The sequence below is a fragment of the Saccharothrix australiensis genome (assembly GCF_003634935.1).
Lineage (GTDB): Bacteria > Actinomycetota > Actinomycetes > Mycobacteriales > Pseudonocardiaceae > Actinosynnema > Actinosynnema australiense.
Genome location: NZ_RBXO01000001.1, coordinates 7778444 through 7796714 on the forward strand (window position 1 = coordinate 7778444; position 18271 = coordinate 7796714).

16 protein-coding genes and 3 tRNA genes are annotated in these 18271 nt (G+C 74.8%); 11 read left to right on the forward strand and 8 right to left on the reverse strand.

Annotated elements, in window-relative coordinates; all coding sequences use genetic code 11:
* Nucleotides 1-534: 534 nt before the first annotated feature.
* From C8E97_RS33390 to C8E97_RS33405, 4 genes are all read left to right on the forward strand, one after another.
* Nucleotides 535-2739, forward strand: a complete 2205-nt coding sequence (locus C8E97_RS33390; RefSeq protein ID WP_121010366.1) for an FtsX-like permease family protein — start codon at nucleotides 535-537, stop codon at nucleotides 2737-2739.
* 114 nt (nucleotides 2740-2853) lie between these two features.
* Nucleotides 2854-3399 carry an RNA polymerase sigma factor gene (locus tag C8E97_RS33395; RefSeq protein WP_121010369.1) on the forward strand — a complete coding sequence of 182 codons (546 nt, stop codon included), beginning with the start codon at nucleotides 2854-2856 and terminating at the stop codon, nucleotides 3397-3399.
* Nucleotides 3396-3818: a hypothetical protein gene (locus tag C8E97_RS33400; RefSeq protein WP_121010372.1), complete on the forward strand. Its 423-nt coding sequence runs from the start codon at nucleotides 3396-3398 to the stop codon at nucleotides 3816-3818. Before C8E97_RS33395 ends, C8E97_RS33400 begins: the two co-directional genes overlap by 4 nt.
* Nucleotides 3815-6211, forward strand: a complete 2397-nt coding sequence (locus C8E97_RS33405; protein WP_121010375.1) for a CHAT domain-containing protein — start codon at nucleotides 3815-3817, stop codon at nucleotides 6209-6211. Before C8E97_RS33400 ends, C8E97_RS33405 begins: the two co-directional genes overlap by 4 nt.
* 84 nt (nucleotides 6212-6295) lie before the next feature.
* Here the strand turns inward: C8E97_RS33405 and C8E97_RS33410 are convergent, their stop codons facing one another.
* Nucleotides 6296-7387 (reverse strand): S8 family peptidase, encoded by a 1092-nt coding sequence (locus tag C8E97_RS33410; RefSeq protein WP_170212067.1) that lies wholly within the window; start codon nucleotides 7385-7387, stop codon nucleotides 6296-6298.
* Between the two features lie 225 nt (nucleotides 7388-7612).
* Here C8E97_RS33410 and C8E97_RS33420 point away from each other — a divergent pair, with 225 nt between their 5' ends.
* Nucleotides 7613-8863, forward strand: a complete 1251-nt coding sequence (locus tag C8E97_RS33420; RefSeq protein WP_147455301.1) for a hypothetical protein — start codon at nucleotides 7613-7615, stop codon at nucleotides 8861-8863.
* 1142 nt (nucleotides 8864-10005) lie between these two features.
* On the opposite strand, the gene yczR is transcribed toward C8E97_RS33420, so the two are convergent.
* Nucleotides 10006-11472: a MocR-like transcription factor YczR gene (gene yczR / locus C8E97_RS33425; protein WP_121010387.1), complete on the reverse strand. Its 1467-nt coding sequence runs from the start codon at nucleotides 11470-11472 to the stop codon at nucleotides 10006-10008.
* A 62-nt stretch (nucleotides 11473-11534) separates the two neighbouring features.
* On the opposite strand from yczR, the gene yczE reads away from it, so the two are divergent.
* Nucleotides 11535-12161 (forward strand): membrane protein YczE, encoded by a 627-nt coding sequence (yczE, locus tag C8E97_RS33430; protein WP_425470648.1) that lies wholly within the window; start codon nucleotides 11535-11537, stop codon nucleotides 12159-12161.
* On the opposite strand, the gene C8E97_RS33435 is transcribed toward yczE, so the two are convergent.
* Nucleotides 12133-12660, reverse strand: a complete 528-nt coding sequence (locus tag C8E97_RS33435) for a Clp protease N-terminal domain-containing protein (RefSeq protein WP_211347181.1) — start codon at nucleotides 12658-12660, stop codon at nucleotides 12133-12135. The genes yczE and C8E97_RS33435 overlap by 29 nt on opposite strands.
* Nucleotides 12657-12869: a helix-turn-helix domain-containing protein gene (locus tag C8E97_RS33440; RefSeq protein ID WP_121010393.1), complete on the reverse strand. Its 213-nt coding sequence runs from the start codon at nucleotides 12867-12869 to the stop codon at nucleotides 12657-12659. The genes C8E97_RS33435 and C8E97_RS33440 overlap by 4 nt, the downstream gene beginning before the upstream one ends.
* A 63-nt stretch (nucleotides 12870-12932) precedes the next feature.
* Between C8E97_RS33440 and C8E97_RS33445 the strand changes: the two genes are divergently transcribed.
* The gene (locus C8E97_RS33445) at nucleotides 12933-13739 is read left to right on the forward strand and encodes a hypothetical protein (RefSeq protein ID WP_121010396.1); all 807 of its coding nucleotides are present in this window, start codon (nucleotides 12933-12935) and stop codon (nucleotides 13737-13739) included.
* Between the two features lie 48 nt (nucleotides 13740-13787).
* Here C8E97_RS33445 and C8E97_RS33450 read toward each other — a convergent pair.
* The 4 genes from C8E97_RS33450 to C8E97_RS33465 form a co-directional block, all read right to left on the reverse strand.
* Nucleotides 13788-13864: transfer RNA gene (locus C8E97_RS33450), tRNA-Phe, on the reverse strand.
* Between the two features lie 35 nt (nucleotides 13865-13899).
* Nucleotides 13900-13973, reverse strand: a tRNA-Asp gene (locus C8E97_RS33455).
* A gap of 13 nt (nucleotides 13974-13986) precedes the next feature.
* Nucleotides 13987-14059, reverse strand: a tRNA-Glu gene (locus tag C8E97_RS33460).
* A 219-nt stretch (nucleotides 14060-14278) separates the two neighbouring features.
* Entirely contained in the window at nucleotides 14279-14521 is a 243-nt protein-coding gene (locus C8E97_RS33465; RefSeq protein ID WP_121010399.1) for a hypothetical protein, read from the reverse strand.
* A gap of 165 nt (nucleotides 14522-14686) precedes the next feature.
* Here C8E97_RS33465 and C8E97_RS33470 point away from each other — a divergent pair, with 165 nt between their 5' ends.
* From C8E97_RS33470 to C8E97_RS33485, 4 genes are all read left to right on the forward strand, one after another.
* Entirely contained in the window at nucleotides 14687-15109 is a 423-nt protein-coding gene (locus C8E97_RS33470; protein WP_121010402.1) for a hypothetical protein, read from the forward strand.
* A 38-nt stretch (nucleotides 15110-15147) separates the two neighbouring features.
* Nucleotides 15148-15357, forward strand: coding sequence for a heavy-metal-associated domain-containing protein (locus C8E97_RS33475; RefSeq protein WP_121012910.1), 210 nt, complete (start codon nucleotides 15148-15150; stop codon nucleotides 15355-15357).
* Nucleotides 15357-17552, forward strand: coding sequence for a heavy metal translocating P-type ATPase (locus C8E97_RS33480; RefSeq protein ID WP_121010405.1), 2196 nt, complete (start codon nucleotides 15357-15359; stop codon nucleotides 17550-17552). Before C8E97_RS33475 ends, C8E97_RS33480 begins: the two co-directional genes overlap by 1 nt.
* 199 nt (nucleotides 17553-17751) lie before the next feature.
* Entirely contained in the window at nucleotides 17752-18060 is a 309-nt protein-coding gene (locus C8E97_RS33485; RefSeq protein ID WP_121010408.1) for a hypothetical protein, read from the forward strand.
* Nucleotides 18061-18271: the final 211 nt, after the last annotated feature.

The following is an 18271-nucleotide window of genomic DNA, read 5'->3' on the forward strand; positions in this document are numbered from 1 at the left end:
CGACCGCCCCGATCGCAGGGTCGACAGCCCGCCGCCGCTCCCGGCACCCGCCGCACGACCCGTCACCGGTGCCGCCGAGTCCCCCGGCGGTGCCGCAAGGTCTGCCACCGTCACCGCCAGGCCGGCCAACAGCGCCGCCGGGCCAGCCGGCGGTGCCACCGGGACCACGCGCGCTGCCATCTGGTCCACCACCGGTGCGGCCTGGTCCACCACCGCTGCCGCCGGGTGCCGAGCCGGAGGCAGCGGGCGGTGCGAGCGCCGGGGTGCGCCGGCCCGCCGCCCGGACGGGCGGGTACGCCCCTCTCCTCGGCCCGGCGCACACCGCACTGCACGAAGGGCCCGTTCGGGCAACCGCAGCCGCGAAAACGTGATCATCGGCCCAATGGCGCCAGAAGCCCACGAAACTCCCGCCCGCGGCGTCTCTAGTGGTGTGGCTCCAGATCGCTTCTCGTCCCGCAGCGTCCCCCGCCTCGCCTCGTTCCGAGCGGCGCGGAGGGTGGCGACCGGTGTCCGCCCCGACCGGGGTGGGCTCCGGTGAAGTCGAGGTGGTTCGCCGACCTGGTCCTCGGGGTCCGGCTGGCCGTCGGGGGCGGCCGGACCTCGTGGGCCAGGTTGGCGCTGACCGCCGCCGGCGTCGGCCTGGGCGTGGTCGTGCTGCTGCTCGCCGCGTCCATCGGCCCGGCGCGGGAGGCCAAGTCCGAGCGCGTCCAGGCCGCCTCGCTCGTCCTCATCGAGGAGGCCGGGCCGCTCCGCGCCCGCGAGGTGGTCGTGTCGTGGCAGGGCCGCCGCATCGTCGGCGTCGAACTCGCCGCCACCGGGTCCGAGCGGCCGGCGCCGCCCGGCGCCGGCCGCCTGCCCGGTCCGGGCGAGGTCGTGGTGTCGCCCGAGTTGCTGCACCTCATCGAGACCGACGCCTCGGCGCGTGCCCGGTTCCCGGAACGCGTCATCGGCGTCATCGCCGACGCCGGGCTGCCCAGACCGAAGTCCCTGCTCTTCTACGCGGGCCTGTCGGACGTCCACGCCGAAGGCGCGCGACCGGCCTCCGGGTTCGGCGCCGACCGGCCGAGGTCGACGCTGCCGCCGGTCTACCGCCTGCTGATGGTGGCGGGCATCACCGCGCTGCTGGTGCCGCTCGGGATCTTCGTCCTGGTCGCCACCCGGCTCGGCGCGACCGGGCGGGACCGGCGGCTGGCCGCGATCCGGCTGGTCGGCGCGAGTCGCGCGCAGGTCCGGTGGATCGCCGGCGGCGAGACGCTGACCGGCGCGGTGCTCGGGCTGTTCGTCGGGGTCGCGCTGTTCTTCGCCGCGCGCCCGCTGGCGCGGTTCATCGAGGTGGAGGGTGTCGGGTTCTTCCCAACCGACCTGCTGCCCGACCCGCTGCTGGGCGTCCTGATCGCCGTCGGCGTGCCGGTCGTCGCGGTGGTGTCGGCGCTGGTCGCCCTGCGCGCGGTCGACGTCGGGCCGCTGGGGCTGGCGCGGGCCTTCGTCCCGCCGGTGCGGCGGACGTGGTGGCGGTTCGCGCTGATCGGCGCGGGCGTGGCGGTGCTCGTGGTGATCTCCGTGGTCGGCAGCTCGCGGGAGGTGGTGGTCGACGCTCCGCTGGCCCTCGCGCTCGGCGCGGGGATCGGGTTGGTGCTCGCCGGCACGGGCGCGGTGCTGCCCTGGCTGGTCGCGCGGGTCGCCGACCGGGTGCACCCGGAGCGGGTCGCGCCGATGCTCGCGGTGCGCGGGTTGCGGTCCGACTCGGGGATGCCGCGCGTGCTGTCCGGCGTGGTCGTGGTGCTGACCGGTTCGCTGGCGTTGCAGGTGCTGCTGGGCGTGGGCGCGCAGGTCGCCGCCGAGTCCGCGCTCAACGCCCGGTCCGAGCCGGACCGCTGGGTGCTGGAGGTGACGCCGCACACGCCCGTCCGGTCGCTGGAGGAGGCGATCGGGCTGGTCGGCGGCGTGCGCCGGGTCAGCGAGGTGCGCACGCACGCGGAACAGGGCGCGGTGCCGCTGGTCGTGGTGAGCACGGACTGCCCGGAGCTCGTGGCCCGCCTCGGCGTCGACGACTGCGTGCCCGGCGCCGCGTACCGGTCCGCCGACGGGCCCGGCGTGCCGCCGGCCGGCACGCAGGTCGCCATCGGCGGGCGTCCGTGGACCGTGCCGCGGCACCGCACCGTGCCGGGCCGGGAGTCGGGGCTGTTCGTCGCCGGCGGGATCGACCCGGTGCTCGACGCCATCCCGCCGTCCGAGCTGGTCGTGGTGGGCGCGCCCGACCAGGCGTTCGGCGACGGCCTGCTCGCCGCTGCCGGCCGCGTCGACCGGGGGGTGGTGCTGCGGTCGACGTTCCGGGCGGGTCAGGTGGAGCTGTTCACGTCCCTGCGCGGCGGCGTGATCGGCGGTTCCGCGCTGCTGGTCCTGCTGGCCGTGGTGGGCCTCGCGGCGGCGGCCGTCGACCAGGTGTGGGAACGCCGCCGCCACACCGCCGTGCTCGTCGCGAACGGCGTCCCGCGCGAGGTGCTCACGGCGGCGACGCTGTGGCAGTCGGCGATACCCGCGGCGCTCGGCATCGCCCTGGCCGTCCCGATCGGGCTCGGCACGGCGTGGCTGGTGGTCCCGGCGGAGCGGTTCCGCGTCGACTGGACCGAACTCGTCACCACCGTCGCCTCGGCCGCCGTGGTGGTGCTGGTCGTGTCGCTGTGCACGTTGCCGGCGCTGCGCCAGGCGATCCGCCCGGAGAGCCTCCGCACCGAGTGACGCCGACGAGGCGCCGGGAAGGCCCATAGACGCGCGGGCAGGCGGGGGCGTTCCCGGCGCCACACCTTCGGGCGGTGCCGGGAGCCGGACGGGCCGAGCACCCCTCACATCGGCATGCGAGACCAGGACAACGCAGAACTGCTGGCGAGGGCGCACCGCGGCGACCAGGGCGCGTGGCGGGAGATAGTGCGGCGGCACATCCGCCTGGTGTGGGCGGTGGCCCGGTCGCACCGGCTCGGTCCCGAGGACGCGGCCGACGTGAACCAGACGGTGTGGCTGATCCTCGCCCAGAACCTCACCCGGATCCGCCGACCGGACCGGCTGAGCGCGTGGCTCACCACGACGGCCCGGCGGGAGGCGCTGGCCGTGCTGCGGGTCCGCGGCCGGGAAGAGCCGATCGACCTGTGGGAACCGGCGACGGACGAGCCGACCCCCGAGGAGCACGTCCTGACCGGCGACACCCAGGCCCGCCTGTGGCGGGCGTACACGACCCTCACCGAGCGCTGCCGTCGCATCCTGCACCTGGTGGCGTTCGCGCCGGAACTGTCCTTCACCCAGATCGCGCAGACCGTGGGCATCCCGCCGAACAGCCTGGGCCCCACCCGCACCCGCTGCCTCGACGTGCTGCGCCGCCGCCTCGCCAGGGAGACCGTCGGATGAACCACCCGGACCTGCTCGACTCGCTCGCCGACCTGCTCGACCGCCTCGACCCGCCACCGCCCCACCTCGTGGCGCGGGCACAGGCGGCGCTGGCGGAACGTCGCGCGGCCCAGCTGTCCCGCCTGCTCACCGACTCCGCCCACACGACGCCCACCGGGATGCGCGGGACGGACCACGTCCGGACGCTGCGCTTCACCGACCTCGACCTCCACCTCGAACCGACGGCGACGGGCCTGCACGTCACCGGCCGCGCCCGCACCGGCACGCACGCCGTCGCCCACTGGCCTGGTGGGACGCGGACCGGCCACATCGACCCGGCGGGCTGGTTCCACCTGGAGGACGTGCCGCCGGGCCCGGTGCGGTTCGTGCTGCACCGGGACGGCCACCCCGACCTCGCGACCCGCTGGTTCGTCGCATGACCGCCCGCACCGCGCCGACCGGGAGCCCGAGCGCAACCTCGCACACCCCCGGCCCCACCTCGCACGGCACCACCGACCCGACCACGCCGCACGACACCGCCTGCCCGACCACGCCGCACAACACCGCCTGCCCGACCACGCCGCACGACACCGCCGGCCTCGCCGCACCGCACGACGCCCCCAATCGCACCGCCGCGCGCGACACCGCCGGCTCCACCGCGCCGCACGAGGTCCCGAGCCCGACCGCCGCGCCGCACGACACCCTGCGCCACAGCCGAGACCCCCACGAACGCAGCCTGGCGCTGGTCGAACTGGGCCGCCTCACCGAAGCCCGCCACCTCGCCGAACACGCCCTGGCCACCACCGACAGCCCGCGACCACACCTCACCCTGGCGTGGATAGCGCTCGACCGCGGCGACGCCGAGGAGTGCGCCCGGCACCTGAACGCGGCCACGTTCACCGGTCCGGACCGGGTCAGGGCCCAGTGCCTGCGCGGTCTCGCGCTGTGCCAGCAGGCCGACCCGAGGCTGGCGATCACCAGCCTGTCCAAGACCATCCGCGTTCTGCGCCGCCAGGGTGACCGGCGCTGGCTCGCCAACGCGCTGACCGGTCGGGGCATCGCCCGCGCCTACGCCCTGCGCCTCGCCGAGGCGGACGCCGACTTCACCGCGGCGCACGGCGTCCTCACCTCCCTCGGCGAGCCAGACCGGGCGGCGATGTGCCTGCACAACCGGGGTTTCGTCGCGATGCTCGCCGGTAACCTGCCGACGGCGCTGCGGCACTACGAGCACGCGGCACGCGCGGGCCTGCGCACCACGCGCCGGCCCGAGGCGTTGCTCGACCGGGCGGAGGCCCTGCTCAGCGCGGGTCTCATCCGCGAAGCCCGGAACGTCCTGAACCCGGCCGTGGACCTCCTGGACCGGTGCGACCGGGGTTCGCGATTGCCGGAAGCACTCCTCCTGGCGGCCCGCTGCGCGCTGCGGGACGACGACCCGACCGCCGCCCGCGCCCTGGCCGAACGAGCCGAAGCCCTCTTCCGGAGCCAGCACCGCGACCGCTGGGTGCCCGCCGCGCGGGCGGTGGCGCTGCGCGCGGGCGCACCGGGTTCGGCCACCGCCGTCGCCGCGGCCTGCGAGCGGCAGGGCCACCACGACGACGCGGCCGAACTGCGGCTGACCACCGAGCCCCACGCCATCCGCCGCGACCACGGCACCACGAGGTCGCGCGCCATCGGCTGGCTCGCCCGCGCCCGCCTGGCCCGCACGCGGCGCGCCGCGGCGGCCGCCTGTGCGGCGGGTCTGCGCCTGCACGACCCGGCCACGTGGCCCGGCGCCGAACTGGTCGACATCGCCCTCGGCCACGCACTGGCCGCCGGCGACGCGGGTGCCGCCCTGCGGTGGACCGAGCGCCGCCGCGCCGACCCGCCCGCACCGACCCGTGAGACCGCCGACGCGCTGGCGGAACTGCGCCTGGCCCGCGCCCGCGACGACCACCGCCGGGTTGTGGCGCTGGAACGGGAGGTCCGACGGCTGTCGCTGGCGGCGGGCACCGTCCGGCGCGCGGCGTTCCCGCTGTCGGACCTCGTGGACTCGTTGGGTGACAGGGCGTTGCTCAGCTTCACCGGTCACGGTGGGCGGTTGGCCGCCGTGTGCGTGACCGCGCGGGGCGCGCGGTTGCACGACCTCGGCGACGCGCGGGCGGCGGCACGGCGCACCATCAGGCTGGAGCTGTCGGACGACCCCGACGTGCTCGCCGCCGTGGACCGCGTGACCGCGCCGGCCGGCGACCGCCCGATCGTGGTCGTGCCGAGCGCCGAGCTCGACCGGGTGCCGTGGGCGGCGCTGCCGTCGTGCCGGGGGCGGGAGGTGTCCGTCGTGCCGTCGGCGAGCTGCTGGCTGGCGGCGGTCCGGAGGCCGCTGCGGGTGGACCGGCGGGTGTGGGTGGTCGGGCCCTCGCTGCGCTGCGCCGAGCGGGAGGTCCGCGCGCTGCGCCGGGCGCACGGCGGCGAGCGGGTGTCGACGGTCGGCGAGGCGCTGCACGCCCTGGAGCGGGCGGACGCGGTGCACTTCGCCGCGCACGGCGTGCGGCGGACCGACGTGCCGCTGTTCTCCCGCCTGGAACTCGCCGACGGACCGGTGCACGGCTACGACTTCGACCGCCTGACCCGCGCGCCGTCGGTGGTGGTGCTGTCGGCGTGCGACTCGGGGTTGGCGCCCGCGCTGCTGCGCCGAGGGGTGCGGGTGGTCGTCGCGAGCGTGCGGGCGGTGCCGGACGACCGGGTCGTCGGGCTGATGGTGGACCTGCACGCCGGCCTGGGCACCCCGGCACGCACCCTGGCCCGCGCCCAGCTGGACCACGGTGACCTCGGGTTCGTCTGCTTCGGCGCGGGATGAGCGAGCCGGCCCGGCACGGGGGTGAGCCGCGGGTTCGGCACGGGGTGAGCCGCCGGTCCGCCCACGTGGTGGACCGGCCACCCGTCACGTCGGCTGGAGGGCGGTGACCTGCCGGACGGCTTCCGCCGGCGGCACGCCGAGGTGCAGCAACCGCGCGATGTCGGCCGCGACGCGGGGCGCGGCGAAGGACGTGCCGCTCCACCGGGCGTAGCCGTATTCGCGCGTCTCGGTGCCCGGCACGGCGTCCGCCGAGGGCGCCAGTCGAACGAAACTGCTGGTCACATCCACGGCGGGCGCGATGGCGTCCACCCACGGCCCGTGGTTGGAGAACGGCGCGTCCGCACCCACCGCCACCACCGTGGGCAGGGCGGCCGGCCACACCGGACGCGTGGTCGCGCCGTTGCCCGCGGCGGCCACGACGGTCGCGCCCGACCGTTCGACCTCGTGCCGCAGCACGGGCGGGCACGTGTCGTCGGCCGTGTGGCAGCCCGCCGTCAGCACGATGACGTCGACCGTCCCGCGCACCGCCCGCAGGCCGGCCGCGACGGTCGCGTCGTCGGTCAGGCCCAGTGACGACAGCACCCGCCGGTGCCGCACCCGCACGCCCGGCGCGTGGGTCAGCAGCACGCCGGTCACGAACGTGCCGTGCCCCGCCTGCCGGTCCTGGCCCGGTCGCCCGTCGGCGTCCAGCACCTCGGGCGAGTGCTCCGACGCCGCGAACCACTCCCGGCCGGCGAACCACGGGTGCGGGTCGAGACCGGTGTCGAGCACGGCGGCCGTCACGTCCCACGTCTCCTCGGCGGGCGCGGGCGGCGGCGGTGCCGAGCGAGGCAGCGGCCGGGCCGTGCCGATCATGATCGGGCTGCCGACGTGGACGTGGTTGGGCGCGACGGCCAAGCCGCTGTCGGCGGCGATCCGCACCGGCTCCTCGCCGGGCCGCAGGCGGATACGGGCGAACACGAGGTCCGCCGCGTCCTCCACCCGGTCCACCCAGCGGCGCAGCCGGTCCACCGCCATCGGCACGCCGTCCGAACGGACCAGCAGCTCACCTGAACGGAGCAGGCACTCCTGCGGGCCACCGGGGTCGTGCACGGTGAGGTCGGGCTGTTCCGCCCGACAGCGCTCGGCGATTTCCGCCAGCGAGACGACGTCGACGAGATCCACATCGGACACCATGCCCGGTGTCCACACGGGACGCTTGTTGTGGTCACCCGATGCGATGAACACGACGGACGGTGTTCACGGACGGGCGCGACGCCCCGGACAGCCGCACGACACCGCCCTTCCGAGTGGGTTCCGCGCCAGAACGTTCGAAAATGCGGTGACCAGTGCTAGACATACAGCACGTCGACCTCGAACGGTCGGTCCCGTTCGCCCTGACCGGAACGGTGGTGATCCCCGGTGGCAGCCTCCGACGCGGTGCGCCGCAGCGGATCCCTGCTGCTCCGGGCGCTGGTCGTGGGTGGTTTGGCGACGGCCGCGTGGCTGTGTTGCGGCGCCTCGGCGTCCGCCGAGACCCAAGATCACCCGGACGTGGCGGCGATGCCGCTCGACACGGTGAACACCACTGTGGAGCCACCGCACACCGCGACCACCGCCCCACCGACCACCGCCCCGCCGACCACCGCGGCGGACCAGCCCGGCGACGAGCAGGCGACGAGCACACCGCCGCCGCCGTCCACGCCGGACCCCGGCTCACCGGGCTTGGACCCGTCCTCGGCACCGACGACGACGCCCACCCTCGTGCCGCCGCCGAACACCGAACCGCTGCCGAACACCGAACCACCGCCGGGCGACGAGCAACTGCCGAACGCGATCCCGACACCGGCGGCGGCCCTGTCGCAACTCCCGGTGCCGGCGGTGCTGCCCCCTGCCTCGGTCTTCTCCCTGACCCCGGCCCCGGCCTTGTCGCCGGCCCCCGCCCTGGCCCCGGCATCAGCCCTGACCCCGGCCGCGGTGCAGGCGCTGACGTCCGCGGTCCTGTCACCACCCACCGCGCCGAAGCCCACCGTCGCTCTCGGGTCCCCGCTCCCCCTGGCCTCGCCCGCGCACCTGGTGCCCGCCGGTGAAGTCGAGGTCGAGGCGGTGGCCGACCCGACGGCGCAGCAGTCCGGCTTCTACTACTCGGGCGGCTCGGAGAGCAGCGCGTACCGCCGGACGGGCGCGGTGTCGAACACCATGCCCGTCGAGCTGTACGAGGCGAAGGTCGCGGCCAAGGCCGCCGCGCTGCACGCCGACCGCGTCCCGCCACCGCCCGACCCGGCTCCCGCGCAGCCGCCGGCCAAGGCGCTGCCGAGCGCTGCCGGGTCGCCGGCGCCGCAGGACGACGCGGTGCCCGCCCCGGACCTGACGCCGGTCCCGGCAGGCGCGGAGGGGACCGCCGACACGACCGCCTCCCACGGCGACCTGGCCTGGCAGAAGCCCGAGCCCGCGACGCCCGCGCCGGCACCGAACCAACTGCCCGCGCCCACCGCGCCGACCACGGCGTCGTCGAGCGCGCAGGACAGCTCGAACGGCCACCGTGGTGGCGTGCTGATGTTCGTGACGAGCCAGGAACGGCTGGCGCCTCCGGCTGCGTGGTCAGCGGAACGGCGCGACGACCGGCGCTCCCCCGGCAGCATTCCAGGGCTGCCCAGCACGTCCCCGGACTGAGTCCGACGGCACCGGTCTGTCCAATACCGACCACGCCGCCCACCAGTCACCTTTGAGTGTCCTCATTTCACCCGCCCGTGGGTTCAGTCAGTCATTTCCACTTCCCGTCCTGCCGACCGCGCCCCGGCAGGAACGGGCATGATCCCGTCGCCGCACTGCCCCTGCGTCAACGGGATCACACGGGAACCTGCGGTCGGGGACGCCATTCCCTGGAGCGTCCCCGCCGCAGGTCCACGTAGGACCACCGTCGGGCTCCGGCTCAACGAGGGGCTGCGCCGGAGCCCGACGGTGACGACACCCCCCGATCCAGCGAACCCCCACCCGAGTGACCAACCCACCGCCGTTCGCTTAGTAGGGTGAACTCACAAGAAATCCCCCGCCGTCGGGCACTTTCGACTTACCGATTTCGTTGCCGGATTCAAGGAGGCAGCGGCACACGGCGAGCAACGCTCCACGCGGCACGACGAAGAACGTCGACACCGCGACGACCACAGCACGACGAAGACAGCGGCACGGCGAACACAGCGACACGGCCAACACCGCGACACGGCCACAACGGAGAACGCAGCGCCGCCCAACCCGACCAAGCCCCCAAGCCCCAGCCCGCGACAAGGCACAACCACGGTCGGCCAACGCGACGACCGGCCGGCAGGCACAGCCGCCAACAGCACCGGCAGGCGCGGCGCCGACGACGACGGCACACGTTCGCAGGCGGCCGCGTGCCCAGCGGACGTGGGCGCAGTCGCAGGCGTGGCCACCGACCCCGCCCCGCCCCGCCGCGCTTTCCCGCCTCCACGCTGACATCGGCATCGGCACGCTGACGTCGGCATCGGCCCTGCACTCGCCTCTGGCCCTGCACCTCGGCCCCGGCCCTGTCGGTGGTCGTGGCCTCAGGCTCGGTTGCGGCCTCGGGCGTGGCCTCGCCTCCGGCGTGGGCGTGGCCTCCGGGCGTGCGCGTGGGCGTGGCCTCGGCCTCGCGCGGGTGCGTGTGCGGGTGCGGGCTAGCGCGAGCGCGGGTGCGGGCTCGGGTGCGAGCTGGGTCGTGGGCCTGAGCGAGTGGACGGGGAGGGTGCACAGGGCTGAGTGCGGTCGGGCGTGCGGGACGCAGAGGGGGCGGGGGTGGCGAGGGGCGTTGGGGCTGGTCAGGCCACGGGCATGGTGGCGTCCGCCTCGCCGGGCACGTTCGCGCTCGTGCCCGTCACCGACGCCGCCACCAGCCCCAGCCGCCGGACCGCGTCGCGGAGCACGTCGGACGGCAGGACGTAGGGCAGGCGCAGCCAGCGCTCGAACCCGCCGTGCGCCCCGAACCGCGACCCCGGAGCGAGGCGGATGCCGTGGTTCTGCGCCACGACGGCCACGCGGGTGCTGATGGGCGCGTCCAGTTCGCACCACACGCTCAGCCCGCCCGCCGGCCGGCGGAACCGCCACTGCGGGCAGTGTTCGCGCAGGCCGGCGATCAGCACGTCGCGCTGCTCCGCCAGCAGGGTCCGCCGGGCCGCCAGCGCCTGGTCCGGCTCGGTCATCAGCTCGGCCAGCACCAGCTGCTCGAACACCGCCGAACCGAGGTCCAGCGCCGTCCGCGTCGAGATCAGGCGGTGGACCACCTCGGCCGACGCCCGTATCCACCCGATCCGCAACCCGCCCCAGTACGCCTTGCTCGCCGACCCCAGCGTCACCACCAGGTCCTCGGCGTACGACGCCATCGGCGGCGGACCGTCCAGCGGATCGCCGTCGAGGTCCAGCTCGACCACCGTCTCGTCGATCACCAGCGGCGTGCGGGCGCGGCGCGCGATGTCGGCCAGTTCCGCCCGCCCCTCCGCGTCCAGCCGGTGGCTGGTCGGGTTGTGGAAGTCCAGCACCAGGTACGCCATGCGCGGCGCGGCCTGGCGCAGGGCCGCCGCGATGCCCGGCAGGTCCCACCCGGTCGGCGTCATGGCCACCGGCACCGGGATGGCCGACACCGCCTTGATCGCGTCGAGCGCGTTGGGGTAGCTCGGCTGCTCGACCAGCACCCGGTCGCCCGGCCCGGTGAGCAGCCGCAGCGCCAGCGCCAGCGCGTGCTGCGCGCCGCTGGTGATGACGATCTGGTCCGGCGACGTCGGCAGCCCGCGCGCCTCGTACCGCTGCGCGATGCGCTTGCGCAGGTCGAACAGGCCGTGCTCGTAGTAACCGTGGTCGACCACGTGCTCGGGCAGCCGCAGCCGCACCCGGTCGAACGCCGCCAGCATGCCGGGTATCGCGGGCGGCGCGGCGCGGCCGAAGTCGACCATGCTGTGCCCGACCAGCGGGGTGTCGGGGACCATCCCGAGCGACCCCGTCGGCAGGCTGATCCACGACCCCGCGCCACGCCTGCTGGCCACCAGCCCCTCGGACCGCAACTGGTCGAGTGCCGCGGTGATCATGGTGCGGCTGACGGGCAGCGCCTCGGCCATCTCGCGCTCGGCGGGCAGGCGGGTCCCGGCGGGCAGCCGGCCGTCGAGGACGAGCATCCGGATCGCCGCCGCGAGGTCGGCGGAGCCCTGCCGCGCGCCGCGCCGCCGCCACTCGCCGAGCAGGCGGGCGAGTCGAGAGCCGGATATACGTCCACCTGGTGGGACGTCGTGGTTCATGTGGCCAATTATTCAACTTTGGCTCTGGAAAACAAAGCCAATCGCCGCTGAGGATGGCCACCATGCTCGCCGCACTCCACCAGGTCCCCGTCTCCGTCGCACCCGCCCGCCGCCTGACCCAACTGGTCGCGGGCCTCTGGCTCTACGGCGCGAGCATGGCGCTCCAGATCCGCGCGACGCTGGGCCTCGACCCGTGGGACGTGCTGCACGAGGGCCTGACCAAGCGCACCGGCCTGAGCTTCGGCGTCGTCACCATCCTCGTCGGCGCGCTCGTCCTGCTGTGCTGGGCGCCCCTGCGGCAGCGCCCCGGCGTCGGCACGGTCTGCAACGTCCTCCTGATCGGCGTCGCGGTCGACGTCACGCTCGCCGTCCTCCCCGCGCCGGCGGAACTGCTGCCGCGCACCCTGTTCCTGGTCGCGGGCATCGTCCTGAACGGACTGGCCGCCGCCGTCTACATCGGAGCGCGGCTCGGCCCCGGCCCGCGCGACGGCCTGACGACCGGGTTCTGCGCGCGGACCGGGGCCTCGCTGCGCCTGGTCCGGACCGCGGTGGAGCTGGCGGTGCTGGCCGTCGGCTGGTCGCTGGGCGGCACGATCGGCGTCGGCACCGTCCTGTACGCCCTGGCCATCGGCCCCCTGACGCAGGCGTTCCTGCCCCTGGTCACCTGGAGTTCGCGACCCGCCGCCTGACCTCGGTGTAGTGCACGCCGCGCGCCGCCAGCACCTCGGCCACGGACCCCCGCCCGGCCAGCAGCGCCAGGACCAGGTGCTCCCGCCTGAGCTTCCGGTGGCCGAGGTCGCGCGCCTCGACCAGGCCGCGGGTCAGCACCTTCTTCGCCGCCGGGTGGAACGGCGTCCCGAACAGCCTGCGCCGGAGCGTGGGCGGCCGGGTGGCCAGCGCACCCTCGCCCCACGAGCGCTCGACCGAGGCCACCACCTGGCCGACGTCGATGCCCAGCCCCTTCAGCGCCTCCTCGTCGGCCCGGCTGAGCCCGCCCTTGCGCCGGATCTCCCGGAAGTCGGCCTCCACCGCCGCTCGCGTCACCCCGAACTCCGCCAGGACCGGCGTGTCCAGCAGGGCCAGCATGAGGTGCTCGGGCGCGATCTCGCCGGCCGCCGCGCGCTCGGCTTCCGCGACGGCGGCGTGCACCGCTCGCCGCGCCTCCCTGGTGAACCTCTCGCCGATCACCGGACACCCCCGTGCTTCTTGTGGACGGCCTGCCTGGTGACACCCAGTTCGGCCGCGATCTCCTGCCAGGACCAGCCCCGGACGCGAGCGTTGCGGACCTGGACCGCTTCCAGCTGTTCGAGCAGCCTGCGCAGCGCGCCGACCGCCCTCAGCCCGACCTTGGGGTCCTGGTCGCCCGCCGCCGAGGCGAGTTGCGTTGCCTCCGTCATGACGTCAACTTTGGTTGACACGCGGCCACTTGTCAACCCAGGTTGACACTAAGCTCGGAGTCGATGCCCGAGACCACCGCGCCCGAGACCACCGCGCCGGAGATCACCACCGCCGAACGCGCCGGGGTCGGCCTGGACGGCGAGCCCCGCCCCACCGAGGACCGGGTCGTCGTCCTCCCGGACGCCGTGGTCCTGCTGGACGGCGCCACCTCGCCGACGCCGCGCGAACGGGACGGCGGCTGGCACTCGCGGGCCCTCGCGGACGAGTTCCGCGCGCTCGGCGGGCTGCGCGGCGACCTGGCCGACGAACTCGCGGGCGTCATCGGCCGGTTGGCGGACCGCCACGGCCTCGTCCCCGGCGACTCGCCGTCCAGCACGGTCGCGATCGTCCGCTGGACCGACGACGCGGTCGACGCCCTGGTGCTCGCGGACACCCCGGTGGTGGTGTTCGGCACGGCGGACGGCGCGGCCCCGGAGGTCGTGGCCGACGACCGCCTGCGCGACCTGCGCGGCCGGGTCGACCGGGTCACGGACTGGCGCAACCGCGACGGCGGCTTCTGGGTGGCCGAGGCGGACCCGGCCGCCGCCCACCGCGCGGTGCGCCGGTCGTGGCGGCGTGACGCGGTGCACACCGTCCTGATGGCGACCGACGGCGTCTCGTGCGGGGTGGACGACTACGGCCTGTTCGCGGATTGGTCGGCCGTGTTGGACGTCACATCGGCGAAAGGCCCGGAAGCGGTGCTGGACGAGATCCGGCGCGCCGAGGCGAACGACCCGGAACGGGTCCGGTGGCGGCGGTCGAAAGTGCACGACGACCAGGCGTTCGCCGTGCTGCGATTCGCGGCCGGCCGACTCCGGGGAAAGCCCTGAAAAGCGGAAACCCCACGCAATCGCATTGCGCGGGGGTTTCTGCTGGTCTGGTGGCCAGGGGCGGGGTCGAACCGCCGACCTACCGCTTTTCAGGCGGTCGCTCGTACCAACTGAGCTACCTGGCCAGGTAGCGGCTCGGCCGTGCAGCCGAACAGCCTTGCGACCCAGACGGGACTCGAACCCGCGACCTTCGCCGTGACAGGGCGACGCGCTAACCAACTGCGCCACTGGGCCTTGCTCTACTACGTGCCCCCAACGGGATTCGAACCCGCGCTACCGCCTTGAAAGGGCGGGGTCCTAGGCCGCTAGACGATGGGGACCGGTTCCTCCAGCAACCTCTTGGGCCACCTTCTTCTCCAGGCCCTCCACGCTGTCCGGTGGAAGCATCGTAAGCATAGGGCACGAGTGCCAACTACTCCAAAACGGGGGTGGCACAAGTTGTTGACCTGCGATTTCTCCACCGTTCGCGGCGACGGGAGCCACCCGGCGGCCGCCGGTCCGCACCCCGAGGGGGCGCGAACCGGCGGACCGCGCGCGTCCTACCGCTGGACGGGTGGCGCGCCCCCGTCCTCGCCCGGTGACAGACCGAGCATGTCGAGCAGCAGTCGGCAGTCCTCGGCGCTGGTCGCGCCACGGGCCACGGACAGCCGCGCGCGGTGGACCTGTTCGTCCGAGATCCGCGATGGTTCGCCGGTCCGCTGTGCGGGCACCCCACCGCCCGGCCTGGACATGATGTCGTCCTGGTTCCACAGGAACTGACGCACTTCTAGCGAGCCGCTCATGACGCCTCCCCGACTTGAGGTTGGCGCGAGGCTAAGCGAGCCCGTCGAACCGCCGCAGCCCCCCGCAGAGTGATTCCAAGGCAACGGAGCGTCACTTTCCGTGTCAGCGACCCGGTGTCAAGCAGGGCGTGATCTGCTTGTCGCGAACTACGAGAGGGTGGACCCATGACGAACCCGGACCCCCGGCCACAGCCCCTGGACGCCCCGGCGGAGCCCACCGAGCCCACGCCCCCGGCCGCCGACGCCACTCAGGCCGACCCCGCACGAACCGGTGCCGCACAGCCCGGAACCGCGCAACCCGAAGCCGCGGAGGGCGACACCGCACCCCCGGTGGACCCGGCCGCGACGCCCGACCAGGCCGATCCCGCCGGGACGTCGACCACCGGGCCGTCGACCGCGCCCACCGACCCCCAGCTGCTGTTCGGCGGCCTGTCCCTGGCCGCGATCGAGGCCGACATCGACGCCGTGATGAACGACAAGATGTCCGAGCTGGACGGGATGCTCGCGGGCTTGGAGGAGCTGGTCGTGCGCCTGGAGGGCGAGATCACGAACCTGGAGGGCCCGCAGGGGGATAGCCCTACCCCCTAGGGGTATCCTCGGACGGACAGCCGAGGAGAGAGGTGCTCATGTCCGTCACCACCACGTACACCGTCAGCGGCATGACCTGCGGCCACTGCGCCGGTTCCGTCACCGAGGAGCTGACCGCCGTGGACGGCGTCACCGGCGTCGACGTCAAGCTCGACAGCGGCGCCGTCACGGTCACCAGCACCCGCGAGCTGACCAGGGACGAGGTGCGCGCGGCGATCACCGAAGCCGGTTACGAGCTGGTCGGCTGATGACCACCACGGAGACCACCCACCGCGTCGAGCTGGCCATCTCCGGCATGACGTGCGCGTCGTGCGCGAACCGCATCGAGCGCAAGCTCAACAAGCTCGCCGGCGTCACGGCGTCGGTGAACTACGCGACCGAGAAGGCCAGCGTCGAGTTCCCGGCAGGCACGGCGGTGGCGGACCTGGTCTCCGCGGTGGAGGCCGCCGGCTACGCCGCGAGCCCGGAGCGCCCCGAGGAGGACCACGCGGGCGAGCTGGGTGAGCGGGTCGCGGTCGCGGCCTTCCTCGGCGCGCCGGTCGTGGTCCTCAGCATGGTCCCGGCCTGGCAGTTCCCCGGCTGGCAGTGGCCGGCGCTGGCCCTGGCGACGGCCGTGGTGTGGGTGTGCGGGTGGCCGTTCCACCGGGCCGCCGCCGTCAACGCCCGGCACGGCGCGAGCACGATGGACACCCTGGTGTCGATGGGCGTGGTCGTCGCCTACCTCTGGTCGCTCTACGCGTTGGTGTTCGGCGAGGCCGGGGCGCTGGGCATGCGGCACGAGTTCAGCTTCCTGCCGCGCCCCTCGACGACCGGTGACATCTACCTGGAGGTCGCGGTCGGCGTCACGGTGTTCCTGCTGCTCGGACGGTGGCTGGAGGCGCGGTCCAAGCGCCGGGCGGGCTCCGCGCTGCGCGCCCTGCTGGAGCTCGGCGCGAAGGACGTCGGCGTGCTGGCGGACGGCGTGGAGACCCGCGTCCCGATCGGGCAGCTGCGGGTGGGCCAGCACTTCGTGGTCCGACCGGGTGAACGGATCGCCACGGACGGCGTAGTGGTGTCCGGCGCGTCGGCCGTGGACCGCTCGATGGTGACCGGCGAGTCGGTGCCGGAGGAGGTCCGGGCGGGTGACGAGGTGGTCGGCGGCACGGTCAACGCCGGCGGCCGGCTCGTCGTCGCGGCGTCGCGGGTCGGCCGGGACACCCAGCTGGCCCACATGGCGCGGCTGGTCGAGCGCGCGCAGTCCGGCAAGGCCGAGGCCCAGCGGCTGGCCGACCGGGTCTCGGCGGTGTTCGTGCCCGTCGTGCTGGCCGTCGCGGTGCTCACCCTCGTCGGGTGGCTGCTCGCGGGGCGCCCGCTGGAGTTCGCCGTCACGGCGGCGGTCGCGGTGCTGGTGATCGCGTGCCCCTGCGCGCTGGGGCTGGCGACGCCCACGGCGCTGCTGGTCGGCACCGGCCGGGGCGCGCAGCTGGGCATCCTGGTGAAGGGCCCGGAGGTGCTGGAGTCGACGCGCCGGGTGGACACCGTGGTGCTGGACAAGACCGGCACGGTGACCACGGGCAGGCTGGACCTGGTCGACGTGATCCCGGCGGACGGCGTGACCCGCGCGGAGCTGCTGACCGTCGCGGGCGCGGTCGAGCAGGGCTCGGAGCACCCGGTCGCGGCGGCGGTCGTGCGCGGTGCGCGGGCCGAGGTGCCGGTGCTGCCGGAGGTCGCGGAGTTCGCCAACCGCGAGGGCCTGGGCGTCACGGCCGTGCTGGACGGCAGGCGGGTGACCGTCGGGCGGCTGAGCCTGGTGGACCTGCCGGACGCGCTGCTCGACCGGGCGGAGCGGGAGCAGCGGCGGGGCCGCACGGTGGTCGCGGTGGCCGCCGACGACCGGCCGCTCGGCCTGCTGTCGGTGACCGACGCCGTGAAGCCCACCAGTGCCCGCGCCGTCCGCGAGCTGCGGGCGCTGGGCCTGCGGCCGGTGCTGCTGACCGGTGACCACCGGGTGGTCGCGGAGGCGGTGGCCGCCGAGGTCGGCATCGACGAGGTGGTCGCCGGCGTGCTGCCCGCCGAGAAGGTCGAGGTGGTGCGCCGGCTCCAGGCGGAGGGCCGCGTGGTGGCGATGGTCGGCGACGGCGTCAACGACGCGCCCGCGCTCGCGACGGCCGACCTCGGGCTGGCCCTGGGCACCGGCACGGACGTGGCGATCGAGGCGGGCGACCTGACCCTCGTGCGCGGCGACCTGCGGGCGGCGGCGGACGCTATCCGGTTGTCCCGCCGGACGCTCCGCACCATCAAGGGAAATCTTTTCTGGGCGTTCGCCTACAACGTTGCGGGTTTGCCGCTCGCGGCGCTCGGACTGTTGAATCCCATGCTAGCGGGGGCCGCGATGGCGTTCTCCAGTGTCTTCGTCGTGACCAACAGCCTGCGGCTGCGCGGGTTCCGGCCATCGACAAGCTGAAGATTTGGGGCCAACCCACTCCCCAGAGCCCCGTGCGCGTGCAACAATCCGAATTGCTGACACACCCCCGGTCAGCGCCTGTGGAGATCCCCTCCGGCCCCCGCGTTCCTCCCCCTGGCGCGGGGGCCTCTCCATGCACACGGCTGTGACGCAAGCCACAGTTTGGGGTGTTCCGCAATGCAACCGTTATCGTTGCGCGGTGCCTCTTGGATCGCTAGGTCGCAACAAGTCCGGCCGCCACCGCCCGCCCGCCAAGGAGCAGGACGAAATCCTGCCCGACGAGGAGCTGTCCTCGTACCTGGCGGCGCTGGCGCCGGAGACGACGGACGCCGAGACGACCACCGGCAACAGCTTCGGCAACGCGCAGGTCTACCAGCTCCGCCTCCAGCTGATGGCGAACGAGCAGCTGAAGGAACTCGCCGCCGAGCGCCGGACGTCGCCGCAGGCGTTGGCCACGGAGTGGGTCATGCAGCGCCTGGAGTGGGAAGCCCGCCAGCGCGGCATGTAGCGCACCCGGCGAGCCGCCACCGGCCGGGCCGCGCCCCTCGCGGGTGCGGGCCCGCGCCCGGTCGCACCCTCCGCCGACCGCACGCCGGGGGCAGCCGGCGCACGGCCACGCCTTCGGGGCCGGACCACCGCGACTTCGGGACCGACCCGGCCGCGCCTCCGGCATCACGCGTGAGACCCATCCGACCGCGACCGACCGGACCGCGACCGAT